This window comes from Ruegeria sp. AH7, assembly GCF_056541325.1.
This window is the reverse complement of sequence record NZ_JBQFYF010000001.1, coordinates 286,255-310,405: the sequence shown is the minus strand read 5'-3', so window position 1 is coordinate 310,405 and position 24,151 is coordinate 286,255. Positions and strand designations below refer to the sequence as shown.

General features: G+C 58.3%; 23 protein-coding genes. 9 read left to right on the top strand and 14 right to left on the bottom strand.

Translation table 11 applies throughout. The annotated features are described in order from the left end of the window. Nucleotides 1-35: 35 nt before the first annotated feature. On the bottom strand, nucleotides 36-1,967 hold the full coding sequence (locus tag ACR0JX_RS01550) for an acetyl/propionyl/methylcrotonyl-CoA carboxylase subunit alpha (RefSeq protein ID WP_480540811.1): 1,932 nt from the start codon (nucleotides 1,965-1,967) through the stop codon (nucleotides 36-38). A gap of 46 nt (nucleotides 1,968-2,013) precedes the next feature. Here ACR0JX_RS01550 and ACR0JX_RS01545 point away from each other — a divergent pair, with 46 nt between their 5' ends. Then, nucleotides 2,014-2,736, top strand: a complete 723-nt coding sequence (locus ACR0JX_RS01545; protein WP_480540809.1) for a class I SAM-dependent methyltransferase — start codon at nucleotides 2,014-2,016, stop codon at nucleotides 2,734-2,736. Nucleotides 2,737-2,763: 27 nt separating this feature from the next. On the opposite strand, the gene ACR0JX_RS01540 is transcribed toward ACR0JX_RS01545, so the two are convergent. The 4 genes from ACR0JX_RS01540 to ACR0JX_RS01525 are packed head-to-tail and all read right to left on the bottom strand — an operon-like array spanning nucleotide 2,764 to nucleotide 6,788. Further along, nucleotides 2,764-3,186: an ASCH domain-containing protein gene (locus ACR0JX_RS01540; RefSeq protein WP_480540807.1), complete on the bottom strand. Its 423-nt coding sequence runs from the start codon at nucleotides 3,184-3,186 to the stop codon at nucleotides 2,764-2,766. Between the two features lies 1 nt (nucleotide 3,187). Then, complete coding sequence (locus ACR0JX_RS01535) at nucleotides 3,188-4,795, bottom strand: carboxyl transferase domain-containing protein (RefSeq protein WP_480540805.1); 1,608 nt, start codon at nucleotides 4,793-4,795, stop codon at nucleotides 3,188-3,190. Continuing rightward, nucleotides 4,792-5,268 (bottom strand): lysozyme inhibitor LprI family protein, encoded by a 477-nt coding sequence (locus ACR0JX_RS01530; protein ID WP_480540803.1) that lies wholly within the window; start codon nucleotides 5,266-5,268, stop codon nucleotides 4,792-4,794. The genes ACR0JX_RS01535 and ACR0JX_RS01530 overlap by 4 nt, the downstream gene beginning before the upstream one ends. Then, entirely contained in the window at nucleotides 5,265-6,788 is a 1,524-nt protein-coding gene (locus ACR0JX_RS01525) for an AMP-binding protein (RefSeq protein ID WP_480540801.1), read from the bottom strand. Before ACR0JX_RS01525 ends, ACR0JX_RS01530 begins: the two co-directional genes overlap by 4 nt. Before the next feature lie 136 nt (nucleotides 6,789-6,924). Between ACR0JX_RS01525 and ACR0JX_RS01520 the strand changes: the two genes are divergently transcribed. Then, nucleotides 6,925-7,530, top strand: a complete 606-nt coding sequence (locus ACR0JX_RS01520) for an OmpW family outer membrane protein (protein ID WP_170532263.1) — start codon at nucleotides 6,925-6,927, stop codon at nucleotides 7,528-7,530. Nucleotides 7,531-7,577: 47 nt separating this feature from the next. Here the strand turns inward: ACR0JX_RS01520 and ACR0JX_RS01515 are convergent, their stop codons facing one another. The 4 genes from ACR0JX_RS01515 to ACR0JX_RS01500 form a co-directional block, all read right to left on the bottom strand. After that, on the bottom strand, nucleotides 7,578-8,741 hold the full coding sequence (locus ACR0JX_RS01515; RefSeq protein ID WP_480540799.1) for an isovaleryl-CoA dehydrogenase: 1,164 nt from the start codon (nucleotides 8,739-8,741) through the stop codon (nucleotides 7,578-7,580). An 87-nt stretch (nucleotides 8,742-8,828) separates the two neighbouring features. After that, complete coding sequence (locus ACR0JX_RS01510) at nucleotides 8,829-9,551, bottom strand: EF-hand domain-containing protein (protein WP_480540797.1); 723 nt, start codon at nucleotides 9,549-9,551, stop codon at nucleotides 8,829-8,831. A 118-nt stretch (nucleotides 9,552-9,669) separates the two neighbouring features. Then, entirely contained in the window at nucleotides 9,670-10,869 is a 1,200-nt protein-coding gene (locus ACR0JX_RS01505; RefSeq protein ID WP_480540795.1) for a DegT/DnrJ/EryC1/StrS family aminotransferase, read from the bottom strand. Nucleotides 10,870-10,908: 39 nt separating this feature from the next. After that, on the bottom strand, nucleotides 10,909-11,580 hold the full coding sequence (locus ACR0JX_RS01500) for an HAD-IA family hydrolase (protein ID WP_480540793.1): 672 nt from the start codon (nucleotides 11,578-11,580) through the stop codon (nucleotides 10,909-10,911). A 134-nt stretch (nucleotides 11,581-11,714) separates the two neighbouring features. Here ACR0JX_RS01500 and glmU point away from each other — a divergent pair, with 134 nt between their 5' ends. The 5 genes from glmU (at nucleotide 11,715) to ACR0JX_RS01475 (ending at nucleotide 16,549) form a co-directional block, all read left to right on the top strand. Next, nucleotides 11,715-13,067: a bifunctional UDP-N-acetylglucosamine diphosphorylase/glucosamine-1-phosphate N-acetyltransferase GlmU gene (glmU, locus tag ACR0JX_RS01495; RefSeq protein WP_480540791.1), complete on the top strand. Its 1,353-nt coding sequence runs from the start codon at nucleotides 11,715-11,717 to the stop codon at nucleotides 13,065-13,067. 4 nt (nucleotides 13,068-13,071) lie between these two features. Next, nucleotides 13,072-14,895 carry a glutamine--fructose-6-phosphate transaminase (isomerizing) gene (gene glmS, locus ACR0JX_RS01490; protein WP_480540789.1) on the top strand — a complete coding sequence of 608 codons (1,824 nt, stop codon included), beginning with the start codon at nucleotides 13,072-13,074 and terminating at the stop codon, nucleotides 14,893-14,895. An 8-nt stretch (nucleotides 14,896-14,903) separates the two neighbouring features. Beyond that, nucleotides 14,904-15,251 carry a hypothetical protein gene (locus ACR0JX_RS01485; protein WP_480540787.1) on the top strand — a complete coding sequence of 116 codons (348 nt, stop codon included), beginning with the start codon at nucleotides 14,904-14,906 and terminating at the stop codon, nucleotides 15,249-15,251. A gap of 61 nt (nucleotides 15,252-15,312) precedes the next feature. After that, complete coding sequence (locus tag ACR0JX_RS01480) at nucleotides 15,313-15,855, top strand: pyridoxamine 5'-phosphate oxidase family protein (protein WP_480540785.1); 543 nt, start codon at nucleotides 15,313-15,315, stop codon at nucleotides 15,853-15,855. Nucleotide 15,856: 1 nt separating this feature from the next. Then, entirely contained in the window at nucleotides 15,857-16,549 is a 693-nt protein-coding gene (locus ACR0JX_RS01475) for a DNA alkylation repair protein (protein WP_480540783.1), read from the top strand. Here ACR0JX_RS01475 and ACR0JX_RS01470 read toward each other — a convergent pair. After that, nucleotides 16,537-16,953 carry a hypothetical protein gene (locus ACR0JX_RS01470; RefSeq protein WP_480540781.1) on the bottom strand — a complete coding sequence of 139 codons (417 nt, stop codon included), beginning with the start codon at nucleotides 16,951-16,953 and terminating at the stop codon, nucleotides 16,537-16,539. The genes ACR0JX_RS01475 and ACR0JX_RS01470 overlap by 13 nt on opposite strands. A 90-nt stretch (nucleotides 16,954-17,043) precedes the next feature. Here ACR0JX_RS01470 and moaA point away from each other — a divergent pair, with 90 nt between their 5' ends. Together moaA and ACR0JX_RS01460 are read left to right on the top strand one after the other, a co-directional pair. Beyond that, nucleotides 17,044-18,051 (top strand): GTP 3',8-cyclase MoaA, encoded by a 1,008-nt coding sequence (gene moaA, locus ACR0JX_RS01465; RefSeq protein ID WP_480540779.1) that lies wholly within the window; start codon nucleotides 17,044-17,046, stop codon nucleotides 18,049-18,051. A gap of 1 nt (nucleotide 18,052) precedes the next feature. Further along, complete coding sequence (locus tag ACR0JX_RS01460; RefSeq protein ID WP_480540777.1) at nucleotides 18,053-19,384, top strand: 3-deoxy-D-manno-octulosonic acid transferase; 1,332 nt, start codon at nucleotides 18,053-18,055, stop codon at nucleotides 19,382-19,384. A gap of 42 nt (nucleotides 19,385-19,426) precedes the next feature. Here ACR0JX_RS01460 and ACR0JX_RS01455 read toward each other — a convergent pair whose 3' ends face one another. The 4 genes from ACR0JX_RS01455 to argE are packed head-to-tail and all read right to left on the bottom strand — an operon-like array spanning nucleotide 19,427 to nucleotide 24,146. After that, on the bottom strand, nucleotides 19,427-20,590 hold the full coding sequence (locus tag ACR0JX_RS01455) for a M20 aminoacylase family protein (protein ID WP_480540775.1): 1,164 nt from the start codon (nucleotides 20,588-20,590) through the stop codon (nucleotides 19,427-19,429). Between the two features lie 17 nt (nucleotides 20,591-20,607). After that, on the bottom strand, nucleotides 20,608-21,771 hold the full coding sequence (locus ACR0JX_RS01450) for a M20 aminoacylase family protein (RefSeq protein WP_480540773.1): 1,164 nt from the start codon (nucleotides 21,769-21,771) through the stop codon (nucleotides 20,608-20,610). Nucleotides 21,772-21,786: 15 nt separating this feature from the next. Continuing rightward, nucleotides 21,787-22,953, bottom strand: a complete 1,167-nt coding sequence (locus tag ACR0JX_RS01445; protein ID WP_480540771.1) for a M20 aminoacylase family protein — start codon at nucleotides 22,951-22,953, stop codon at nucleotides 21,787-21,789. Between the two features lie 26 nt (nucleotides 22,954-22,979). Then, a complete protein-coding gene (gene argE / locus ACR0JX_RS01440; protein ID WP_480540770.1) occupies nucleotides 22,980-24,146 on the bottom strand; it encodes an acetylornithine deacetylase in 1,167 nt (388 codons plus the stop codon). Between the last annotated feature and the right edge of the window lie 5 nt (nucleotides 24,147-24,151).

Genomic DNA, 24,151 nt, shown 5'->3' with positions numbered 1-24,151 from the left:
ACTGATCGTGACACATGCTCAGACTTTCGAACAGCCTAGCTATCTTCCAACCGGACCAAGGCGGCACCGGCTTCGACCTGAGCGCCTTCTTCGGCCAGAACCTCTGCGACAACACCATCCCGAGCAGCAAGCAGGGAATGTTCCATCTTCATCGCCTCCAGCACCGCCAAACGGTCGCCTTCCTTGACCGACTGACCAGCCACTGCAAAGACCGCTTTGACAAGCCCCGGCATCGGCGCTTCGATCAGGTTGGTATCCCCAGCCGCGCTGGCCTCGCGGTCCAGTGGGTCGACCAGGTCAAAACTCTGTCCATAATCCTCGAAGACCGTGATCCGGGGACCAGTGACCGCGACATAGGGCATCGGTTTTCCGTTGATCAGCCAGCGCCCGTCCTGGCGTTGTGCCGTGACGACCGTCTCACCCACGTGCCACTCCTGCCGCTCGGCGCTAATAACTTGAACATCAAGCTCGATATGATCCTCACTGGATATCAGCTGAACCGCCCGATGCAGAGGTGCCCAAAGCGAGAAACCAGCGTCTGCCTGCATGTCCACCAAGTTCGATGCCCGCATGGCTGCCGCCACAAGGGTCTCGGGCCGTGGCGGTACCGCCTGCACCAATTCGTCAAGGTCGCGCCCGATCAGCCCCGTATCGACATCGCCCGAGGCAAAGCCAGTATGCCGGGTCAAGGCCCCCAGGAATGACAGGTTGGTAACCGTTCCGGCGACCTCAGTCCCTTGCAACGCGCGGTGTAACTGTTCGAGAGCGACCGACCGCGTCGGCCCATGCACAATCACCTTTGCAATCATCGGGTCATACCAGGGGCTGATTGTATCCCCCGCCCTCACGCCACTATCTGCCCGACACCCTTGAGGAAAGCGCAGATGGGTCAGGGTACCTGTTGCTGGCAGGAATCCCTTGGGTACATCTTCGGCATAGAGCCGCGCCTCGAACGCGTGGCCGTTGATCGAAAGGTCTCTTTGCTGTTTCGGCAAGCTCTCACCCGCTGCCACACGCAACTGCCATTCGACCAGATCGACGCCCGTGATCGCCTCGGTTACAGGGTGTTCAACCTGCAGGCGCGTGTTCATTTCCATGAACCAGAACCGATCCGGGCGCAGTCCTTCGGACGCGTCGACGATAAACTCAACCGTCCCCGCCCCTTTGTAGCCAATCGCCTCAGCCGCGCGGACACCTGCATGTCCCATCGCGTCGCGCATTTCAGTTGTCATGCCAGGGGCCGGAGCCTCTTCGATCACCTTCTGATGCCGTCGCTGCAACGAGCAGTCCCGTTCGAATAGGTGAACTGCGTGCGTGCCGTCGCCAAATACCTGAACTTCGATATGCCGAGGCTTCGCAACGAATTTCTCAACCAGCACAGCATCATTGCCGAAGGCGGTTTTCGCCTCGCCGCGTGCGCTGTCCAGAGCGGACAGAAAATCCTCGGGATTTTCGACCAGCCGCATCCCCTTGCCGCCGCCGCCTGCCACGGCCTTGATCAACACAGGATAGCCAATAGTTTCGGCCGCCTCGGCCAGATGCTCGGGGTCCTGATTGTCCCCATGATAACCCGGCACGACAGGCACGCCCGCCTGTTCCATAAGAACCTTTGCTGCGTCTTTGAGGCCCATCTTCCGGATCGCATCTGCCGATGGTCCGATGAACGTCAAGCCCGCAGCCTCAACCGCATCCACGAATTCCGGGTTTTCGGATAGAAACCCATAGCCCGGATGGATCGCCTGCGCGCCGGAATCCAGCGCCGCCTGAATGATCACATCGCCCTTCAGATAGCTCTCTGACGGAGCCGCGCCGCCGATATTAACCGCTTCATCCGCCATCTGCACATGCTTGGCTGACCCATCCGCATCGGAGTAAACAGCAACACAGGACACGCCCAGTTTCTGAGCCGTCTCCATAACTCTGCAAGCAATCTCGCCACGGTTGGCAATCAGGATTTTATTGAACATTGGTAACCCCTTGTAATCCGGTTCTCCTCTCCGCAGGGTCCAGACCATGAGCAATGACATCTATGACCCCGACTTTGTGGCAGGCGTGTTCGACAGGTGTTCGGATTCCTACCGAAATTGGAGCGCAGTCGCTTCCTTCGGCCTGGTTCGCGCATGGCGCAGAGCATGTGTGAAAGGGCTGACCTTGTCCGAGGACACGCAAGCGTCCGGAGTCGATCTCATGTCCGGCACCGGAGAAGCTTGGCCTCATCTGCTTGCCGAGTTTCCTAGAATCGCGAACGTTACTGCGGTCGACATAAGCCCGGGGATGCACAAGCATGCTATGAGCCGTTTGCACAAAAGCCGGGATGACCGCATCACCCACCTCTGTGCCAATATGTTGACGACAGACCTTCCAACCGCCTCGGCGGATTTTGCGATTTCTACCTTTGGATTGAAAACCTTTAACGCTCAGCAGCATCAGGTTTTCGCCAACCAGCTTTGTCGTATTCTCAAGCCCGGCGCTCCGTTTTCGTTGATCGAGGCAACGGACCCTGTGGATTGGTTTTTGCGGCCTGTTTACCGTTTCTATCTTGACGGAGTGCTTCCGCAAGTTGAGCGTTTCTTTCTGAATGGTGCGCAAGACTTCACCATGATCGGTGAATACACACGGAATTTCGGAAAAGGTGAGACCGTTTTGACAGCCCTTAAATCCGCAGGGCTGAACGTCGAAATGACCTACTATGTAGGTGGCAGCGCTGTTCGGTTTTCTGGAACCAAACCAAACTGAGCGGCGCGTTTCCGTAAGCATCCCCATTTACCGCTTGCCCGCCAGATCTTCGACAAGACGAAAACGCTCGCAGACCAACTCCATCTCAGGATCGAAGCCGCCATTGCGCTCGAAATAGCGGCGGTGATCATCGCGCCACCCCGCAAGCGTTTCATTCTCGCCCTCGGCCAGCGCGAAACCTTCGGTCACATCGCAATAGCGACAAATCGTAACCTCGATCGTTTCGATCACCAGTACCGGGTGATCATCCCAGTTCAGAGCAATATCGCGCCGCCCGACCACGGGCATGTCGAGAGAGCCCTCGGGATAGTTTCGCAATGCATCGCAGGTCGCCGTTTTCTTTCCAGCACGCACAAGGGCCAGCAGTTCGTCACTCAGTGCCGCGTTGTCCCCAAACTTAAAGATCTGCGCGCCCGGGTAGCGGTTTTTTAGCTGTTCCAGATCGGTCATCTTACATCCTGAACACGCCGAAACGTGTCTCCTCAATCGGGGCATTCAGCGCAGCGCTGAGCGATAGGGCCAACACATCACGCGATTTGCGCGGGTCTATGATACCGTCGTCCCAGAGGCGGGCCGAGGCGTAGAGCGGATGCGATTGTTCCTCGAACATCTGCAGTGTCGGGCGTTTGAATTCGGCCTCTTCCTCAACCGACCAAGTGCCGCCCTGCCGCTCGATCCCGTCGCGTTTGACGGTGGCCAGAACACCCGCTGCCTGCTCGCCACCCATCACGGAAATCCGTGAATTCGGCCAAGTCCACAGGAACCGAGGCTGATAGGCCCGACCGGCCATGCCATAGTTTCCGGCCCCGAATGAGCCTCCGACAAGCATCGTGATCTTCGGCACCGAAGTTGTTGCCACCGCCGTCACCATCTTGGCCCCATGCCGCGCGATGCCTTCGTTTTCGTATTTACGGCCCACCATAAAGCCGGTGATGTTTTGCAGGAACACCAGCGGGGTTTTGCGTTGCGAGCACAGCTCGACAAAATGCGCGCCCTTCTGCGCGGCCTCGGAAAACAGTACCCCATTGTTGGCGATGATGCCCACCGGGCAGCCTTTGACATGGGCAAAGCCGGTCACCAGCGTTTCCCCAAACCTGGGCTTGAACTCATCGAACCGAGAGCCGTCGACCAGCCGCGCGATCACCTCGCGGATGTCATAGGGCGTGCGCAAGTCAGCCGGAACAACGCCGAGGATTTCCTCTGGGTCATAGGCAGGGTCTTCGGGGCTGGCCCAATCTACCGTCTGCGATTTGCGCAGGTTCAGCGAGCCAACAGCCCGTCGCGCCAAAGCCAGAGCGTGGGCGTCATCTTCCGCTAGGTAGTCCGCCACACCTGACAGGCGGGTATGCACGTCACCGCCGCCCAGATCTTCGGAACTCACGACCTCGCCGGTCGCAGCCTTCACCAGAGGCGGCCCGGCCAGAAAAATCGTCCCCTGTTCCTTCACGATGATCGTGACGTCAGACATCGCGGGCACATAGGCCCCGCCCGCGGTACATGACCCCATCACAACGGCGATCTGAGCGATCCCCGTCGCACTCATACGCGCCTGATTGTAGAAGATGCGGCCAAAGTGATCGCGATCAGGAAAGACCTCATCCTGATTGGGCAGGTTCGCACCGCCGCTGTCGACCAGATAGATGCAGGGCAGTTGATTTTCCTCGGCGATCTCCTGCGCGCGCAGGTGTTTCTTCACCGACATCGGGTAATAGGTGCCGCCCTTAACCGTGGCATCGTTGCACACCACCATGACCTCGCGCCCCTGCACCCGCCCAATGCCTGCGATGACCCCCGCACTTGGCGCGGCATCGCCATACATCCCATGCGCTGCAGTCGCGCCGATTTCCAGAAACGGAGACCCCGGATCAAGCAGGTTCGCCACCCGGCGCCGAGGTAGCATCTTGCCCCTAGAAACGTGCCGCGCGCGAGATTTCTCGCCGCCTCCGATACGGGCTGCTTCAGCAGCTTCGGAGATTTGCGCCAGCGCGTCGAGATGGGCGGTGCGGTTTGTTTGTGCGGCTTCCGAACTAGGAAGGAACGCGGATTTCAATTTACTCATTGTGTGCCCCCATATCCGATCAAATCCAACGCGCGCGTTGCTGTTACCCGCAACATACAATCCGCCCCATCTTCGAAGTGGCCCGTTCCGGTTGTCAGATTTCCCCGCGACAGGCATTCAGCGTCTCGAAATGCGATCCAGGCGCGCTGTGCGTCCCTGAGAGCCTCAGCTGCAACGGGCGGCAGTTCTGGATCTGATAAATCTTGGCGCAAAGACCCGTATGCTGTGTTCATCACTGCATCCCAAGCTTTGGTCTCTGCGTCCATGCACTGTGCAACCGCTATGCTGTCATAGGAACCGCCCTCTTCTATGCAGGCATTCGCAAAGTTCCGGACACACGTTGCACCAGCATGCCAGCCTTCACCCGCCTCGGCCACACAATGCCAAATATCAGCCTCGGCTACCGGGTCAGGAGCCCAATCAGCCACCGCTTGAACGGGCAGCAGAGACAAGACGGCGATAAAACGTATCATAACACCTCTGTGGCCGCTCGGGCCTTCAATTCCTTGCGTATCACCTTCCCCGTGACCGTCATTGGCAGTTCCTCCAAAAACGCTACCTCGCGCGGATAGGAGTACTGCGCCAGATGGTCCTTGACCCACTCCTGCAACACTTGCTCCGTCGCCTCAGCCCCCGGTTTCAGCACCACATAGGCCTTCACGATCTCGGTTCGCAGCGAGTCGGGCTTGCCGACCACGCCGACCGTTGCCACCGCCGGGTGGGTCAGCAGGCAATCCTCGATCTCAGCCGGGCCAATGCGATAGCCCGATGACGTGATTACGTCATCCTCACGACCGACAAAACGCAGATATTCCCCCTCCCAAACACCGCGATCTCCGGTGATCAGACAGTCGCCTCGGAACTTCTCTGCCGTCGCTTGCGGGTTGTTCCAGTATTCCAACATCATAGAGGCTGAGCCGCGTCGGATGGCTACATCGCCCTCTTCTGTGGTCGGATTGCCATCTACATCGATCACCGCAACCTCATGCCAGGGCACCGGTTTGCCGATACAGCCGGGGTTCACCGGGAAATCCTCAGCGCAAGAGGACACCACCATATTGCACTCGGTCTGGCCGTAGAATTCGTTGATCGTCAAGCCAAAGGCTTGCTGACCCCAGGCCAACATCTCGGCCCCTAAAGGCTCACCCCCTGACGCGACCGAACGCAAGCCGGGGATGCTCCGATCCGCTGCCTTCAGCATCCGCAGCGCCGTGGGTGGGAAAAACACGTTCCGCACAGCCCCACGTGCAATCACGTCCGCGCAGGCCTCAGCCGAAAACTTGTCAAGCCGCGCCGCAACCACCGGAATGCCCAGCGCCAGACCGGGCATTAGCACGTCGAACAGCCCGCCGATCCAGGCCCAATCAGCCGGTGTCCAAAGACAGTCCCCGTCGCGCAAATGGTTGTGGCTGATCGAGACACCGGGCAAATGGCCCGTCAGCACCCGATGCCCGTGCAGCGCGCCCTTGGGGCTGCCGGTTGTGCCCGACGTATAGATCAGCACCGCCGGATCATCCGGCCCAGTCTCGGCAAAGGGAAGTGGAGCGCCGGGCACCCCTACTTCAGATGCGATCAGAGGCTTTGCGATCCCTTCAAGCAGCCCGGCACCCTCGACATCGGTCAGCACAATACTGGCGCCCGCATCACTGACACGAGACCGCAATGCCTCCTGTTTGAACAGCTTGAACAGGGGAACCGAGATCGCGCCGATCTTCCAGATCGCCAGATGCGCGGCGGCACACCATGGGGATTGGCTGAGCAGGACACCGACCCGATCACCTGGCTGTACCTTCTGCTGCAAAGCACGAGCAATCCCGTCGGTCATATGATGTAGCTGCTCATAAGTCACACGCTGTTCAGTGGGACCGGTTAGATCAATCACGGCAACACGATCATCGGGATGAACCAGACACTGACGCGCCATGTTCAACTGATCGGGCAGGTCCCAGCCACCCTCTGGGCGCAAACCAGGTATGCGCCTAGGGTCAAGCATCTGCTAGGCCTCTTTTTTCATTGAATTTTCCCGCCGGACGCAGGCAACCAGAACCAAGCAAAACTTGATACAGATCAGAGCGCGGATTGGCCTTTGCCGCCACACAAGGGGCATCAACAAAACCAAAGGCAAGATCATGATGAAAACGCTCGCCGCTTTGACATTCTCGACCGCACTGGCCGCTTTGGCCGTGCCCGCATTTGCCCAATCGCAGGGCGACTGGACCCTTGGCGTAGGTGTGGGATATCTGGACCCGAAATCCGACAACGGAACGCTTGCGGGGCTTAGCGCAGATATCGACGCGGATACCCGCCCGATCTTCACCGCCGAATACTTTATCCGCGACAATCTGGGGATCGAGCTCTTGGCTGCAACGCCCTTCAGCCACGACATCACTCTGGGAGGCAGCACTGATGCGGGCAGCGTCAAGCACCTGCCCCCGACCCTGTCGCTGAACTATCACTTCCCGACCAACAGCGCTTGGAAACCCTATGTCGGGGCCGGTCTGAACTACACGATCTTCTTCGACGAAAGCTCTCCGCTGGGGGATCTCAAGGTCGATAACTCGTTCGGGGTCGCGCTGCAGGCCGGGCTGGACTATCAGGTCACCCAAAACGGGGCAGTCCGACTGAATGTGCGCTGGTTCGACATCGACTCGGACGTGACCCTGGATGGCGCCGATATCGGCACCGCCGAAATCGATCCCTGGCTGGTCGGTGTGTCCTACGTCCATCGGTTCTGATCCAATCCAAAGCGCCCCGTCGACCCAAAGTCAGCGGGGCGTTTTCTTCACTGCATCTCGTTCATCAGCTCGCGGCCAATCAGCATCCGGCGAATTTCGCTGGTGCCTGCACCGATCTCCATTAGTTTGGCATCTCGGAAAATCCGGCTGACCGGCGCGTCCGACAGGAACCCGGCCCCGCCCATCGCCTGAACCGCCTGATGCGCCTGCGTCATCGCAGCCTCTGAGGCATAGAGACAGCACGCCGCTGCATCCTGCCGCGTCACATCCCCACGATCGCAGGCCTTTGCAACTTCGTAGACATAAGCCCGGGCAGAGTTCATCGAGGTATACATATCCGCGATCTTGCCCTGCATCAGTTGGAAGCTGCCGATGGGTTTGCCGAACTGTTTGCGTTCGGCCAGATAGGGCATGATCTCATCAAGACAGGCCGCCATGATCCCGGTTCCGATCCCGGCCAGAACGACACGTTCGTAGTCGAGCCCAGACATCAGAACGGCAACGCCCTTGCCTTCTTCGCCCAGAACATTTTCGAACGGCACTTCGACATCTTCAAAGATCAGTTCTGCTGTATTGGACCCGCGCATTCCAAGCTTGTCGAAATGCGGTGAGGTCGAGAAGCCCTTCATCTCTTTTTCGATCAGAAACGCGGTGATTCCTTTGGACCCGGCCTCTGGGTCTGTCTTGGCGTAGACGACCAGCGTATCCGCGTCCGGCCCGTTGGTGATCCAGTATTTGTTGCCATTCAGCCGGTAATGATCGTTGCGCTTTTCCGCGCGCAGCTTCATCGAAACGACGTCCGACCCGGCCGAAGCCTCGGACATCGCCAATGCACCCACATGCGCGCCAGAAATCAGCCGCGGCAGGTACTTTTGCTTTTGCTCCTCATTGCCGTTCAGCTTGATCTGATTCACGCACAGGTTGGAATGCGCCCCGTATGACAGCGAAACCGATGCCGAGGCACGCGCCACTTCCTCTACTGCAATTGTATGAGCCAGATAGGACATTCCGGCCCCGCCATATTCCTCGGGCACCGTCACGCCCAGAAGGCCAAGCTCTCCCATCTCCGCCCATAGCTCATTGGGAAAAGCATTAGATGCGTCGATCTCGGCGGCCATCGGCTTGACCCGTTCCTGCGCCCAGCGATGCACCATCTCGCGCAGCGCGTTTACATCCTCGCCGAGATCAAAAGTCATTGCCGCCTGGAACATTTGGTCTGCCTCTGCGCTACACTTCAGTAATTGAACATGTGTTCATTTATAGCGAAACCAAGAGTGTCTGTCCAGTTGGAATGCGGTCTAGTGGTTCACGAACTCACCCAAGCTGATCCGCCCATCACCATCTGTATCTATTTGCTCCAAAATCTCAGAAGCGCGAGCGGCGCTGTGCATACCAATGGCCGCTCTGCATTCCGCGCTGACCTTGGCTTCGTCTTCACGAAAGCCGAACTCCAACTCTGCCAAGGTCACAAATCCGTCCTCGTTGGTATCGGCGGATGTGAAATCGTCAGCCCGGTAGCGTTCGTTTGCCGCTACGACTTCAGACAAGGTAATGCGGCCATCATTGTCAGCATCTGAGAAGCCAATTGCATCATCTGCCAGTTCTTCCGGCGACATTGACCAAACTTTCGCCAGTTCGGTTCCATCACAATCGCTAGGCAAGTTCACCTGCTCGGCCTGCTGCGTCATGTAACTCAGCATTTCGATCCGATCGACAAATCCATCGCCGTTGGTATCCTTGGCACGAAAATTGCCAGCGAAATCGGTTTTTGCAGATGCTCCAGACATCGATACAGCGGCTAAGATAGCGATCGTCAGAATTACTGGAGACGCCGCAACTACAGTCTTTTTCATGGTCGAAACCTCCTTCGAGTTTGAATGAGGCACTCCATCTTCAGCGATCAAGCGGCGCAAAGCCGCGCTCATGGTTTCCCCGCGCGCAGCAACCCTTGCGGCGAACGCGTTTTTTTCCGACAGGCTTAGCCTGACTTCCAGAGATTCAGATTTTTTCTCTTTGGTCATGGTTCCGCAATGATATCTGATGGTGTGCCCGCTCAAAGAAGCAAAGACACCTCAATTTGCCAGCATGATAACGTCCGTACGCAAGCGAAATCGTGTCCGGACAACGGATTTTGCTGTTTCAGGCCGTCGCCAGATTGTGGATCCGCGCGACTTCTTCCCGAATTATTCGAGCAATCAGATCACAGTCCTGCAAAGAGAACGTGAGCGGGACACGCATATCCAAAATACCCGTAAGGATACGATCCGATCCCGGCATACATTCGCTTTCGACATAGCGCCAGCTGTCATAGCGAGAGGTGAAGCCTGTCGGTTCAGCCCCACCAAACCATTTCAACTCGACCCCCCGTTTTGCGCACCTATCAATAACCTCGGTGATCCGATCGGGAACCCAGTCCAGAAGCAGGAACTGGATCGACGAACCGACATAGGTTTCTTCCTCTGGCCGGTCCACAATTGTCAGCCCCGGTGTTCCGCGCAAGCCAGCCTCGATGGCCCGGTATCTTTCATTCCAACGCCCAACCTGCCGATCCAGATCGCGCAATTGCGGGCGCAGGATGGCAGCGCGCAAATTGTCCATGCGACCCGAGACATTGGGCGTGGTGTATTTGACGCGCTCGAAAACCTCGGGCGCCGGGGCTGCCAGATGACGTTCATAGAGCATGTAAGAGCCCGACAGCATCGTGGCCTTGGCGGCAAGCTCCTCATCATCAGTGATCAGCAGTCCGCCTTCACCGGAATTGACATGTTTGTACGTCTGGCAGGAATAGCAGCCGATTGCCCCCTGCCGACCGGACAATTGCCCCCGCCAAGCCGCGCCCATCGTATGTGCGCAATCCTCGATCACGACCACACCAGCCGCATCACAAAGTTGCATCAACCGATCCATGTCGCATAGGTGACCGCGCATATGACTGAGCATCAGAACCCGCGCCTGATCCAGCTTGGTCTCAAGATCGTCCAGATCAATCGTCAGATTTTCCGAGACGCCTACAAACACAGGTTTAGCCCCAACAGATGCAATCGACCCCGGCACCGGTGCAAGGGTAAAGGCATTCGTCAGCACCGGATCGCCGGGCTGCACACCCACCGCGCGCAAGGCAGTCGCCAATGCGTAACCGCCTGAGGACACCGCCAGACAGTATTTCGCCCCCATCTGGGCGGCAAATTCCTGTTCCAACCATGCGGTCTCGCCCAGCTCACCCGGTGCGACGTTATAGCGATGCAGACGCCCATGGCGCAGGACGGCCAGCGCGGCCTCGATCGCCTCGTCGGGGATCGGTTCCTGTTGGGTGAAGCTGCCGGTGAATGTCTCAGTCATGGCTCAGTTCTGGGGCTCTATCCGCGTCGGGTCAAGAGATCATGCCGCCGCACCGATCAGATCGGTCACAACACCCGGCAGATCGGCAAAATGATGCAGCAAAGCCTCGGGCTCCAACGCGGCCATATCATCCCCCGATGGCCCGAACGTAACCAGCACAGACGGCACGCCTGCGGCCTTTGCTGTGTTGCGGTCAGTATCAGAGTCCCCGATCAGAACGCACAGATCGGGATGCCCACCTGCCCGTCGTGCTGCTTCACGCAAGGGCGCGGGATCGGGTTTGCGTACGTGCAGCGTATCTGCACCAACCAGAGAAGCGAACTGATCGCGAACACCCATCTGAGTTAACAATTGATCCGCCAGCCGTTCGGGTTTGTTGGTGCAGATGCCGACGCCGTAGCCTGCGGCCTTTAGGGCGTCGACCGCCTCCAACGCACCCGGATAAAAACGCGTATGGGTGTCGATATCTTTAGAGTAAGCCTCGAGCAACACAGGATAGTAAGCATCCACCGTATCCTCGTTATAGGCCCCGACCCGTTTCAACCCGTGCCTCAGCATCATCCGACCACCACGCACCGCAATGCCCGCATCCTGTCCATGGACTAGCACATCCCCATGTCCCATCGCGCGAAAACAATGGTTTGCAGCGGCCAGCAAATCCCCGGATGTATCCGCCAAAGTCCCATCCAGATCGAAGATGACAGTGCGCATCGCGCCTCCTTGCTCGGCAGTTTTCCGCCATGTCATGTTGCAAACGGCAATCTTGTTTGATGGCCGAACGGCTTGCGCCTTTGCCCTCAGCGGATAAAACGGTCGGCAAGAAAACACAAAGAGAAAACGATTTCATGACCACTGCCCTTGTCATCCTTGCCGCTGGAAAAGGCACCCGGATGAATTCGGATATTCCAAAGGTACTGCATCCCATCGCCCAGGTTCCGATGCTGATCCACGCCATGCGCGCCGGGTCGGTGCTGTCGCCCGAGCGCACCGTGATCGTCACAGGCCACGGGTCCGAAGCCGTCGCCAAGGTCGCGCAGGCCGAAGATGAAACGGCGCAGATCGCAGTTCAGGAGGAGCAGCTGGGCACCGCGCATGCGGTTGCGCAAGCGCGCGACGCGCTCGAAGGTTTCGACGGTGATGTCGTTGTTCTCTACGGTGACACTCCGTTCTTGAAGCCCGATACGCTGGAACGCATGATCGAGGCCCGCGTGCAGAATGATCTTGTGATCCTGGGCTTTAAGGCCGCAGATCCCGCACGCTATGGGCGTCTGGTCATGAATGGTGACACGCTGGAGCGGATTGTCGAATTCAAAGAAGCATCAGATGAAGAACGCGCGATAAGTTTCTGCAATTCAGGGCTTTTAGCATGTAACGCAGAAACACTGTTGTCGCTGATTGATGCGGTGAGCAATGGCAATGCCGCGGGCGAGTACTACCTGACGGATGTGGTCGAAATCGCTCGCAACCGTGGTCTGAGCGTAACCGCCGTAGCTTGTGACGAAGCCCAGACACTGGGTGTGAATTCTCGCGCTGATCTGGCTGCGGCGGATGCTGTGTTTCAGACGCAGGCGCGCGCCGAGTTGCTGGATCTGGGCGTGACTCTGATGGCGCCGGAAACGGTTTATCTGGCCGCCGATACGGTCATCGGGCGCGATACGGTAATCGAACCCAACGTGGTCTTTGGCCCCGGCGTGACCGTAGAAAGCGGCGCGACGATCCGAGCTTATTCGCATCTGGAAGGCTGCCATGTCAGCCGAGGCGCCGTCGTCGGCCCCTATGCCCGCCTGCGCCCGGGTGCGGAACTCGCAGAAAACGCGAAAATCGGCAATTTCGTTGAGATCAAAAACGCTGAGATTGCCGAGGGCGCGAAGGTCAATCACCTTAGCTATGTCGGTGATGCTGTAGTTGGGGCCGCAACGAATATCGGTGCGGGCACGATCACTTGCAACTATGACGGCGTGATGAAGCACAAAACCACGATTGGTCAGAACGTGTTTATCGGCTCGAATACCATGCTGGTTGCGCCGGTGACGGTGGGCGATGGGGCGATGACGGCGACCGGCACGGTGGTGACCAAAGATGTCGAAGCTGATGCCTTGGCCGTTGCGCGAGCCAAGCAGGAAAACAAACCCGGCTACGCGCGCAAATTGTTTGATATGTTAAAGGCGAAAAAGGCTCGCCGCGATAAAGAGGCCTGAGTTTATGTGTGGAATTGTAGGTGTTCTGGGGCAGCATGAGGTCGCCCCTATTCTGGTTGAAGCGCTGAAACGGCTGGAATATCGCGGATATGACAGCGCCGGCATTGCCACCGTGAATGACGGGGCGCTGGGGCGTCGCCGGGCGGTAGGCAAGCTGGTCAACCTGAGTGACCTGCTGGTCCATGACCCGCTGCCTGGCAAATCCGGGATTGGCCACACTCGCTGGGCCACCCATGGCGCGCCATCGGTCAACAACGCCCACCCGCACAAGGCCGGCCCGGTCGCCGTTGTGCACAACGGCATCGTCGAAAACTACCGCGAACTGCGCGCCGAGCTGGCCGAAAACGGGATCGGATTTGAAACTGAGACCGACACCGAGACAGTGGCCCTGATGGCCGAACACTTGCTGAATTCAGGCCTGTCCCCGGTCGAAGCGGCATTCAAGACCATTGATCAGTTGGAAGGCGCCTTTGCGCTGGCCTTTCTGTTTGACGGCCAGGATGACTTGATTGTCGCAGCGCGCAAGGGCTCTCCCTTGGCCATCGGGCACGGAGATGGAGAGATGTTTGTGGGTTCCGACGCTATCGCATTGGCCCCTCTGACAAACAAGATCACCTATCTTGAGGAAGGCGACCGCGCGGTGTTAACCCGCACCTCGTTTGAAATCCGCAATGAGGCCGGTGAATTGGCCAATCGGGAAATGCGCAAGATCAAGCTGGATCATGCGCGGGCCGACAAAGGCGAGCACAAACACTTCATGGCGAAGGAAATCGCTGAACAGCCCGTCGTCGTGGCTGAGGCGATCCGGTCTTACCTACCAACTGGCGGGGATCGGGTGGTTCTGCCAGATATCGATCTGGATTTCACCAAGCTTGACCGCCTAACCATGGTGGCCTGCGGAACCGCGTTCTACGCCTGCCTGACGGCAAAATACTGGTTCGAACAACTGGCCAAAATGCCGGTCGAGGTCGATATCGCCAGCGAATTCCGCTATCGCGAACCGCCGATCAGTGACCGCACCCTGGCGCTGTTTGTCAGCCAGTCAGGCGAAACCGCCGATACCCTGGCGGCCCTGCGCTATTGCGAAGGCAAGGCTGACAAGATCGTTTCGGTCGTCAACGTCCCCGAAAGCTCGATCGCACGGGAAAGCGATGTGGCACTGCCCATCCACGCAGGTATCGAGATCGGCGTGGCCTCGACAAAGGCCTTTACCTGCCAGCTCAGCGTCTTGCTGATGCTGGCGCTCAAAGCCGCCGCCGACCGGGGTACCCTGACCGATGAGGAACTGGCCGATCACGCCGCCGCCTTGCGTGGGCTGCCCTCGGTTCTGAACTCGGCGCTGGATCAAAATCGCGCCATCCGCAAATCTGCCCAGCGATTGTCCGAGGCGCGCGATGTCCTGTTCTTGGGGCGCGGCCTGATGTACCCGCTGGCGATGGAAGGTGCGCTAAAACTGAAGGAAATCAGCTATATCCACGCCGAAGGTTATGCATCGGGAGAGCTGAAACATGGCCCCATCGCGCTGATCGACAAACATATGCCAGTTGTGGTGATGGCACCGAAAGATACCGTATTCGACAAGACCGTGTCCAATATGCAAGAGGTCATGGCGCGCAAGGGAAAGGTCATCCTGGTCTCAGACGATGATGGCATTGCCGAGGCCGAGGACGGGGTTTGGAGCACAATCCGAATGCCGCATATCCACCCCAGCCTTGCCCCGATCCTGTATTCTGTCCCCGCACAGCTGCTGGCCTATCACACGGCGGTTGCCAAGGGCACGGATGTGGATCAGCCGCGCAATCTGGCAAAGTCGGTAACGGTGGAATAGGCGGGATCATGGTTCAGCAGGACGCAATTGCGCAACTGATGTCCCTAATGCGTGCGTCCCGTGCGGAATACGAGCGCTATTTGGCACAAGGCAAGACCTTTGGTCCGGCGCGGGCCTTGCGCGCGACCAACCAAAAGGTGCTGGATTTCATCGAAGACACTCCTTTCGAAGCCGCGCCTGAACTGATGTCTGCGCTGGAAGACCTGCAAGAGCATTTGCGGGATTGGGCCCGAATCTGGGATCAAGAGGCCAATTTGCGCGCCCCGGCGGATGAGGACGAATTCATATTCACAGGGTACAAAACTTATCCCAGACATCTGGATGCCCTGCTCGCAGAACGGCGCTCAATCTCCTGAGTGCTGGACGGCCCATCCGTACGCGCTTAGGTTTGCCGCAACCCCTTACCCGGAGCGCATCATGGCCAAGCAATTTCCGCAACTCGATCCCCCGCATCAGGCCTTTATCGAAGATCAGCACATGTTCTTTGTCGGAACCGCTGGGTCTGAAGGGCGAGTCAATATCTCGCCCAAGGGCATGGATTCCCTGCGCGTTCTGGACCCCAACCGGATCATCTGGATGAACCTGACCGGCAGCGGCAACGAAACGGCGGGGCATCTACTGGACGTCAATCGCATGACCCTGATGTGGTGTTCCTTCACCACCCGCCCTTTGATCCTGCGCGCCTATGGAACCGCCAGAACGCTCCACACAGGCGATGCCGGTTGGGAGGAACTGTCCAGGCATTTCCCCACCCATCGCAGCGCGCGGCAGATTTATGACCTGAACGTTGATATGGTTCAGACCTCCTGTGGCTACGCGGTGCCCTTCATGGAATACACGTCGGAACGTGACACCATGCAGAAATGGGTTGATGGCAAGTCCGATGACGACATCCGCGCCTATTGGGCGGACAAGAACAAACAGACGATTGATGGCAAACCCACAGGAGTCCCCGTCTGACATGCCGCTGCTTGATCCCTATCTGGCCCAAATCAAAGCCCATGCCGACCCCGAACGCGGCGTGCAAATGGCGGCCTATCACAAGGTGGACCGCCCCTATCTAGGCGTTGCCAACCCCGTTCTGAATGATCTAACCAAGGCTTGGCGGCATGAGCTGGACGTGCCGCAACGCGTGCAGTTGGCGGATGAGTTGTGGCAATTCAATACTCACGAAACCCGGCTCGCCGCCTCAAAACTCCTCACTCAGGCGCGTATCAGACCGGATGACGCCGTCTGGGAACTGCTGCAAAGCTGGCTGCCGGATTTCGATGCATGGGCCGTGGCCGATCATGCGGCTATGGCGATGCAAAAACGGCTGACGGCTGATCCCGCCCGGCTGGATCAGGTCGAGGTTTGGACAACATCAGATCACATGTGGACACGCCGCGCCGCCTTGGTGGCCACCCTGCCCTGGACCAAGCAAAACCATCCCAAACCTGATGATCTGGACCGCCGAGACCGCATCTTGGGTTGGGCAGCCAGCTACGTTCCAGATCGGGACTGGTTCATCCAGAAGGCCATCGCCTGGTGGCTGCGCGAATTGTCAAAACACGATGCCCCGCGCGTTGTCGCGTTTTTGGAGCAGCATGGCCCGGCGATGAAACCCTTTGCGCGGCGGGAAGCCGGGAAGTACCTGAAAGATCAGTTGGCGTAGACGTCAACCTCAACCAGCGCATCCAAAGGCACCAGAAGTGTGCGCATCGCGTCCAGTGACAACTGGCTACCGCCCCCTTCGGGCCCCCGCGACGGGATAAGCGTGATATATGCCTGCGCCCCGGTTCGGGGCACAACCACACGCGCAGTGACTTCGGTGTCCACAAGCGGCGTTTGCATCCAGCGCCCTGGCGTTGAGGGGTCCCCAAGAACAGCGGTAGTGGATTTAGCACCGTCCCAGTTCGGTCGCGTCGTGACGGGCTCAGTTTCGGGTGCGGCTTCGGGTTCTGCATTGGCCTCTGTCTCGGGCGCGGCCTCGCTGCGCCCAAACACACGATCCGTCGTCGACCGCACCGTTTCGCAGCCGGCAAGCAGAACACACAGGAAAACAAGAACGTATTTCATACCCGAAACTTACAACCACGTATCTATCTGTTCCAGTCCAAAGCATGTTAGCCCCTTGTCGCGGACCAGTTACCGATTTACCTATTACGCATGACTGCTCCGCTGATAGACCCCTTCGCACGTGCCATCACGTATCTCCGCGTCTCGGTAACGGATCGCTGCGATTTCCGCTGCGTCTACTGCATGTCCGAGAACATGACCTTTCTGCCGAAGAAAGATCTTCTGACCCTGGAAGAGCTGGACAGGATGTGTTCGACCTTTGTGAAGCTGGGCGTTCAAAAGCTGCGGATCACCGGGGGGGAACCTCTTGTGCGTCGCAACATCATGAGTTTCTTCCACTCCATGACGCGGCATCTGGACAGCGGCGCGCTCAAGGAACTGACGCTGACAACCAACGGCTCGCAACTTCATCGCTTTGCCGACGAACTCTATGCCGCCGGTGTGCGGCGTGTGAACGTCTCTCTGGATACGCTGGATGAAGACAAATTCACCAAAGTCACCCGTTGGGGCCGCCTGAAACAGGTGTTGAACGGGATTGATGCGGCGCAAAAGGCCGGTTTGCGGGTCAAGATCAACGCGGTTGCTCTTAAAGGCTTCAACGAACCCGAACTGCCCCGCATCACCGAATGGTGCGCCGAACGCGATATGGACCTGACCTGGATCGAAGTGATGCCCATGGGCGATATCGGCAACGAAGATCGTCTGGATCAATACTGGTCGCTGAAGGACGTGCGCAAGGAATATGAAAACCACTATTCGGTCACAGATCTGGCCGAACGCACCGGTGGACCCGCGCGCTATGTAAGGTTGGAAGAAACCGGGCAGAAGATTGGCTTCATCACGCCCCTGTCCCATAATTTCTGCGAAAGCTGCAACCGGGTGCGCCTGACCTGCACGGGTGAACTCTATATGTGCCTCGGTCAGGAAGACATGGCTGACCTGCGCGCGCCTTTGCGTGACCATCCGGACAGCGAAGCGCCCTTGGAGCATGCGATCCGCGCCGCCATCAACCTGAAACCCAAAGGCCATGATTTCGACTATTCCCGCCAGGCCGTTGATGGCCAGATGACCCGCCATATGAGCCATACGGGCGGCTAGGATGCCCGACCATCGCCCCGGTCGTCCGACACTGCTGTATCATTTATACTGCGGGATCATTGCTGTGACAGCGCCCTTGTTCTGGCGCACCGTGCGCCGCAAACTTGAATCTGCAGGTGTTCCAAACAAAAGACAGCAGGAACGGCTGGGTCATGCCAGCCTACCGCGACCCTCAGGACGTCTGATATGGTTTCACGCGGCCAGCGTTGGCGAAAGCCTGTCGGTCCTCAGCCTGATCAGGCGGTTGGGCACGCTTTTGCCCGACGCCGAGTTTCTGATCACATCCGGCACGCCGACATCTGCCGCGCTAATTGAGAAACGCCTGCCCCCCCGGACACGACACCAATACCCACCGCTGGATACGCATGGCCCGGTACAGCGCTTTCTCTCACACTGGAAACCCGATGCAGGCGTGTTTGTCGAAAGTGAAATCTGGCCTCAGCTGATCGTCGAAAGCGCCAGGGGCGGCGTGCCACTGGCCCTGCTGAACGCCCGTCTTTCGCAGAAATCTGTCGAGGGTTGGAAAAAGCGGCCCAAAACTGCGCGTTTCATATTGGACAGTTTTTATCTCTTCCTGACCCAGAATGACCGAACCGCAGCCAATCTGATCGAGATGGGTGCCAAACCCGAGGACGTGAAACCCGGCACCAACCTCAAAGCGATGTCCGATCCGTTGGACATCGACGAACAGGCGCTATCCGACATCCGCACGCAAATCGCAGACCGCCCCGTCTGGATCGCCAGTTCTACCCATGAAGGCGAAGAGGAAACCGTGTTCGCGGCGCATAAGACGCTGCTTGAACGCTGGCCCGATCTGCTCCTGCTTCTGATCCCGCGCCATCCGGAACGCCGTGACGAAGTCGCCAAACTTCTACATCAGGCCAATCTCACAGCCGCTTTCCGCACGACGGGTGAACCGGTCACGGAGCAAACTCAAACCTACGTCGCCGACACGCTAGGTGAAACCGGCACGTGGTACGCGCTCTGCCCCATCGTGTTCCTTGGCGGATCGTTGAAAGAGATCGGCGGCCATAACCCATTCGAACCCGCCCAAGCCGGGGCCGCCATCCTCACCGGCCCGGGCTATTTCAACTTCGCCGAAACCTTCGCGCCCCTGATCAAGAGCGGAGGCGCAATCGAAATCCAAACCGCACAAGGGCTCTCCAACGCTGTTGCAACCTGGCTATCCGATGACAGCACCCTGACCACCGCGCGCAGCGCTGCCCAAACCTGCGTCAGCACTCAAAAAGACGCGCTGAACCAGGTCGCCGAAACGCTCTGCACGCACCTGAACCTTGCACCAAAGGCGCAGGATCCCTCTTCATCTGGCTAAAAATATCCCGGGGGTGTGGGGGCAGGGCCCCCACCCTCGCCATCAGGCCGCCGGCATCCGCTGCTCGACAATCTCAGCCCACCAGCTGCACCCGGCGGGAATGGCCTCGTCATTAAAGTTATATTCCGGGTGATGAACCATGGCCGTATCGCCATTGCCAACCAGAATATACGCCCCCGGGCGTTCCTCGAGCATGAACGCGAAATCCTCGCCGCCCATCACCAGAGGTGCATCCTCACAATCGCCAGAAACAGACCGGGCCACTTCTGCGGCAAACGTAGTCTGCTCGTCACTATTCACCATGACCGGATAGCCGCGAATATAGGTCACGTCCGCGGTGCCACCAAACGTCGCCGCAACCCCGTTGCAGATCTCATTGATCCGCTTTTCGGCCAGATCACGCATGTCGCTGCTCATCGTGCGAACAGTCCCTTTGATCTGCACCGTCTGCGGGATCACGTTGAACGCCTTCGACGAGGTTTCAAACGAGGTCACCGACACAACCACCTGATCAATCGGGTCCGCATTGCGCGACGCGATGGTTTGCAAGGCCAGCACCGCCTGCGCTGTCATCACGGTTGTATCGACGGTTTCCTGCGGTTTCGCCGCATGTCCGCCGCGCCCTTCAAAAGTGATGTCGAACTGATCAGTTGCGGCAAAGAACGAGCCCGGACGGATAGCAAAGCTACCAACCGGTTTACCCGGCCAGTTGTGCATTCCGTAGACCTCCTGAATGTTCCAGCGGTCCATCATGCCGTCTTCGCACATCTCGCGCCCACCGCCGCCGCCTTCTTCGGCGGGTTGGAAAATTACGACAACGGTGCCGTCGAAGTTTCGCGTCTCCGACAGGTACTTCGCAGCCCCCAACAACATAGCCGTATGACCGTCATGCCCACAGGCATGCATGGCTCCATCTGTTTTTGAGGCATAGTCCAGACCTGTCGCCTCGTGGATTGGCAACGCATCCATATCCGCGCGTAGGCCAATGACCTTTCCCTTGCTGTCAGACTTGCCCTTGATCACACCCACAACGCCGGTGCGGCCAATTCCGGTGACCACCTCATCACAGCCGAACTCTTTCAGCTTCTCCGCAACCATTGCGCTGGTACGATGCGTTTCGAACAGAATTTCGGGGTTCTCGTGCAAATCCCGTCGCCATTCGGTGATTTCGGCCTGCAATTCGGCAAAGCGGTTCTTAACTGGCATGTCTTCTCTCTCCTATTTCAAGCCGCCGGCATCCGGCGCTCGACCATTTCGGCAAACCACGAGCATCCGATTGGAATGATCTCGTCGTTGAAATTATATTCCGGGTGGTGCAGCCCGGCGCTGTCGCCGTTGCCCAGAATGATGAAGGCTCCGGGGCGTTCTTCGAGCATGAACGAGAAATCCTCGCCCCCCATCACCATAGGAGCTTCGCCGCAGCTTCCACCAACCACAATCGCGGCCTCTTCGGCGTAGCCGGTTTGTTCTTCAGCGTTGATCGTGACCGGAACGCCTTTGTTGTACGTCACGGTCGCGGTGCCGCCCATGGTTGCTGCGATGCCGGTGGCAACTTCGGTCAGCCGCTTTTCGATCATGGCGCGCATCTCATTGGAATGGGTGCGCACTGTTCCTCGCACACGAGCCGATTGCGGGATCACGTTGAACGCCTTCGATGATGTCTCAACTGAGGTCACAGACAAAACACCCTGTTCAATCGGATCGGCGTTGCGCGACACAACCGTTTGCAGTGCCACGATCAACTGAGACAACATCACCGTGGTATCCACCGTCTCCTGCGGTTTAGCAGCGTGGCCGCCATGACCTTCCAAATGGATGTCGAACTCGTCCGCCGCCGCCAACAGAGGTCCCGAACGGATCGCGAATTGCCCCGTGGGCAGGCCCGGCACGTTATGCATGGCATAGACTTCCTGAATGCCAAACCGGTCCATTAGCCCGTCCTGACACATCGCCTCGGCCCCATTGCCACCCTCTTCGGCAGGTTGGAAAATCACAACCGCAGTGCCGTCGAAATTGCGTGTTTCGGCCAGGTATTTCGCAGCGCCTAGAACCATTGCCGTATGACCATCATGCCCACAGGCATGCATCGCATCAGGCGTTTTTGAGGCGTAATCCAGCCCGGTCTGTTCCTGCATGGGCAGCGCGTCCATGTCCGCCCGCAACCCAATGGCCCGACCTAGCGTATCGGTTTTACCTTTGATCACGCCGACCACACCGGTACGACCGATGCCGGTGACCACCTCGTCACAACCGAATTCTTTCAGCTTTTCCGCCACCAAAGCGCTGGTGCGGTGGGTGTCGTAGAGGATTTCGGGGTGTTCATGAATGTCACGCCGCCAACCGGTGATTTCTTGATGCAGCTCTGCAAGGCGGTTTCTGATCGGCATATCATTCTCCCTTTGTTAGGCGATGGGTAATCGTCGTTCCACAAGCTCCGCAAACCAGCTGCAGCCGGCAGGAATCGCGTCGTCATCGAAATTGTATTCCGGGTGATGGCACATGGCCGTATCCCCGTTTCCAACAAAGATGTAGGCTCCGGGCCGTTCTTCAAGCATGTAGGCGAAATCTTCTGACGGCATGATGGGATCGGTGCTGTCATTCACCTTGCCTGCAACAGCGGCGGCGGCTTCGGCGGCGTATCCTGTTTCCGCCTCGGAATTCACCGTCACCGGATACCCAGGCGTCCATGTTACCTGAGCGGTCGCACCAAAGGCCGAGGCCGTGTCTTCGGCAATCCGGCGTACACGTTCCTCGGCGATGGCGCGATATTCGGGGTCAAGCGTCCGTACCGTGCCCTTCAACCTGACCGTATGCGCAATCACATTCGAGGCGACGCTGTCTGTCTCGAACGTACCGACGGTCAGTACAACGCGTTTAATCGGATCGACAGTTCGCGCTACAACCGACTGCAAAGACACAACAATATGCGAAGCAACGAGCGTTGTATCGACGGCTTCATGCGGGGCTGCAGCGTGGCCGCCTTTGCCTGTTACAACGACCTCAAACTCATCGGACGACGCCAGCAACGCACCGGGCCGGATCGCGAATTCGCCAACCGGTAGGCCGGGCATATTGTGCATCCCGTATACTTCCTGAATGCCCCAACGATCCATCAACCCGTCCTGACACATGGCCAATCCCCCGGCCCCGCCTTCTTCGGCTGGTTGAAAGATCAGCACCACAGTGCCATCGAAGTTCCGCGTCTCAGCCAAATACTGCGCCGCCCCCAGCAGCATCGAGGTATGACCATCATGCCCGCACGCATGCATCTTGCCGGACACGGTCGAGGCGTAGTCCAATCCCGTCGCCTCTTCGATGGGCAAAGCATCCATATCGGCACGCAGTCCGATCACCCGACCTTTGGTATCTGTCCGACCCTTAATCACCGCCACGACACCGGTTTGGCCGATGCCCGGCGTGATGTCATCGACGCCAAACTCATTAAGGCGGTCAACCACAAAACCCGCGGTTTCGTGGACGTCATACATCAGCTCGGGATGCATATGCAGATGGCGGCGCCATTTGGTAATCTCATCCTGCATCTCGGCAAGTCTGTTTTTGACCGGCATTTGAAGCCTCCTTAAAAAGGGCTGGATCAGCCTGACAATTTTTCAACCAACCGCTGCATGAACGCGTGCCCTGCTTCGAACTGCGCGACCGAGATAAACTCGTTCGGTTGATGCGCCTGTGCGATGTCGCCAGGGCCACAGATAACCGCGGAATAACCTGCGTCCTGAAATTGGCCCGCTTCGGTGCCGTAACTGACCACATGGCTGGCATTGTCGCCGGTAAGCGCGCGCACCAAAGCTTCGGCCTCACCATCCTGCTCGGGCACCAGACCGGGGATCGAGAAGTTCTCGGAAATCTCAATACGGGCTTCAGGGTGTACGGCCTGCATCCGCGTCTCAACCGCGCGCACCTGCTGGAAATACGCATCTCGCCATTCGGCCTTGGCTTCATCCGGCACGGTCCGGAAATCCATCATGAAATGGCAATCTTTCGCGGTGATGTTATGCGCTGTACCGCCTTCGATCATACCCACATGAACGGTGGTCCAGGGCGGATCAAACACCGCCGCCGTGTCACTTGGCGTCGCAGCCCGGTTGCGGGCGTTCTGTTCATTGGCCCAATTGATCAGAGGCGCCGTCTCCATGATCGCATTGACGCCTGTATGCATGATTGAGCTATGGACCTCGAACCCGATCATATGCGTGTCATAACCGAACCCGCCCTTGTGACCCGTGACAGCCTGCATCACCGATGGCTCACCGACGATCACAGCCGACCCTTTGGGCAAAACCTTCTGCATTGCCTCAATCATGGGCGGCGCGCCGGTGCAGCCGACTTCTTCATCAAAGCTCAGCGCCAATTGCAGTGGGCGTTTGAGATCGGCGTAGTGCGCCTCGACCAGGGCCCAGATCGCCAGCGCGTCAAATCCCTTCATATCGCAGGTGCCGCGGCCAAAATATTTACCATCTTTCTCGGTCACAACAAAAGGGTCGGTATCCCAAGGTTGCCCGTCGACTGGCACCACATCGGTGTGACCGGATAGAACGACCGCGCCTTCTTCCCAAGGACCCACATGCGCAAAGATCGCTGCCTTGTGCGGTTGGTTCGGGTCAGGCCAGCGATGCGCCTTGATCCCATGCTCGCCCAGATACCCTTCGACCCAATCGACCAGCGGCAGGTTGCTTTCACGGCTTACGGTTGGGAACGAGATCAGTTCAGTCATGATCTCAAGCGGCGTCAGACGCTGTGCCATGTGGG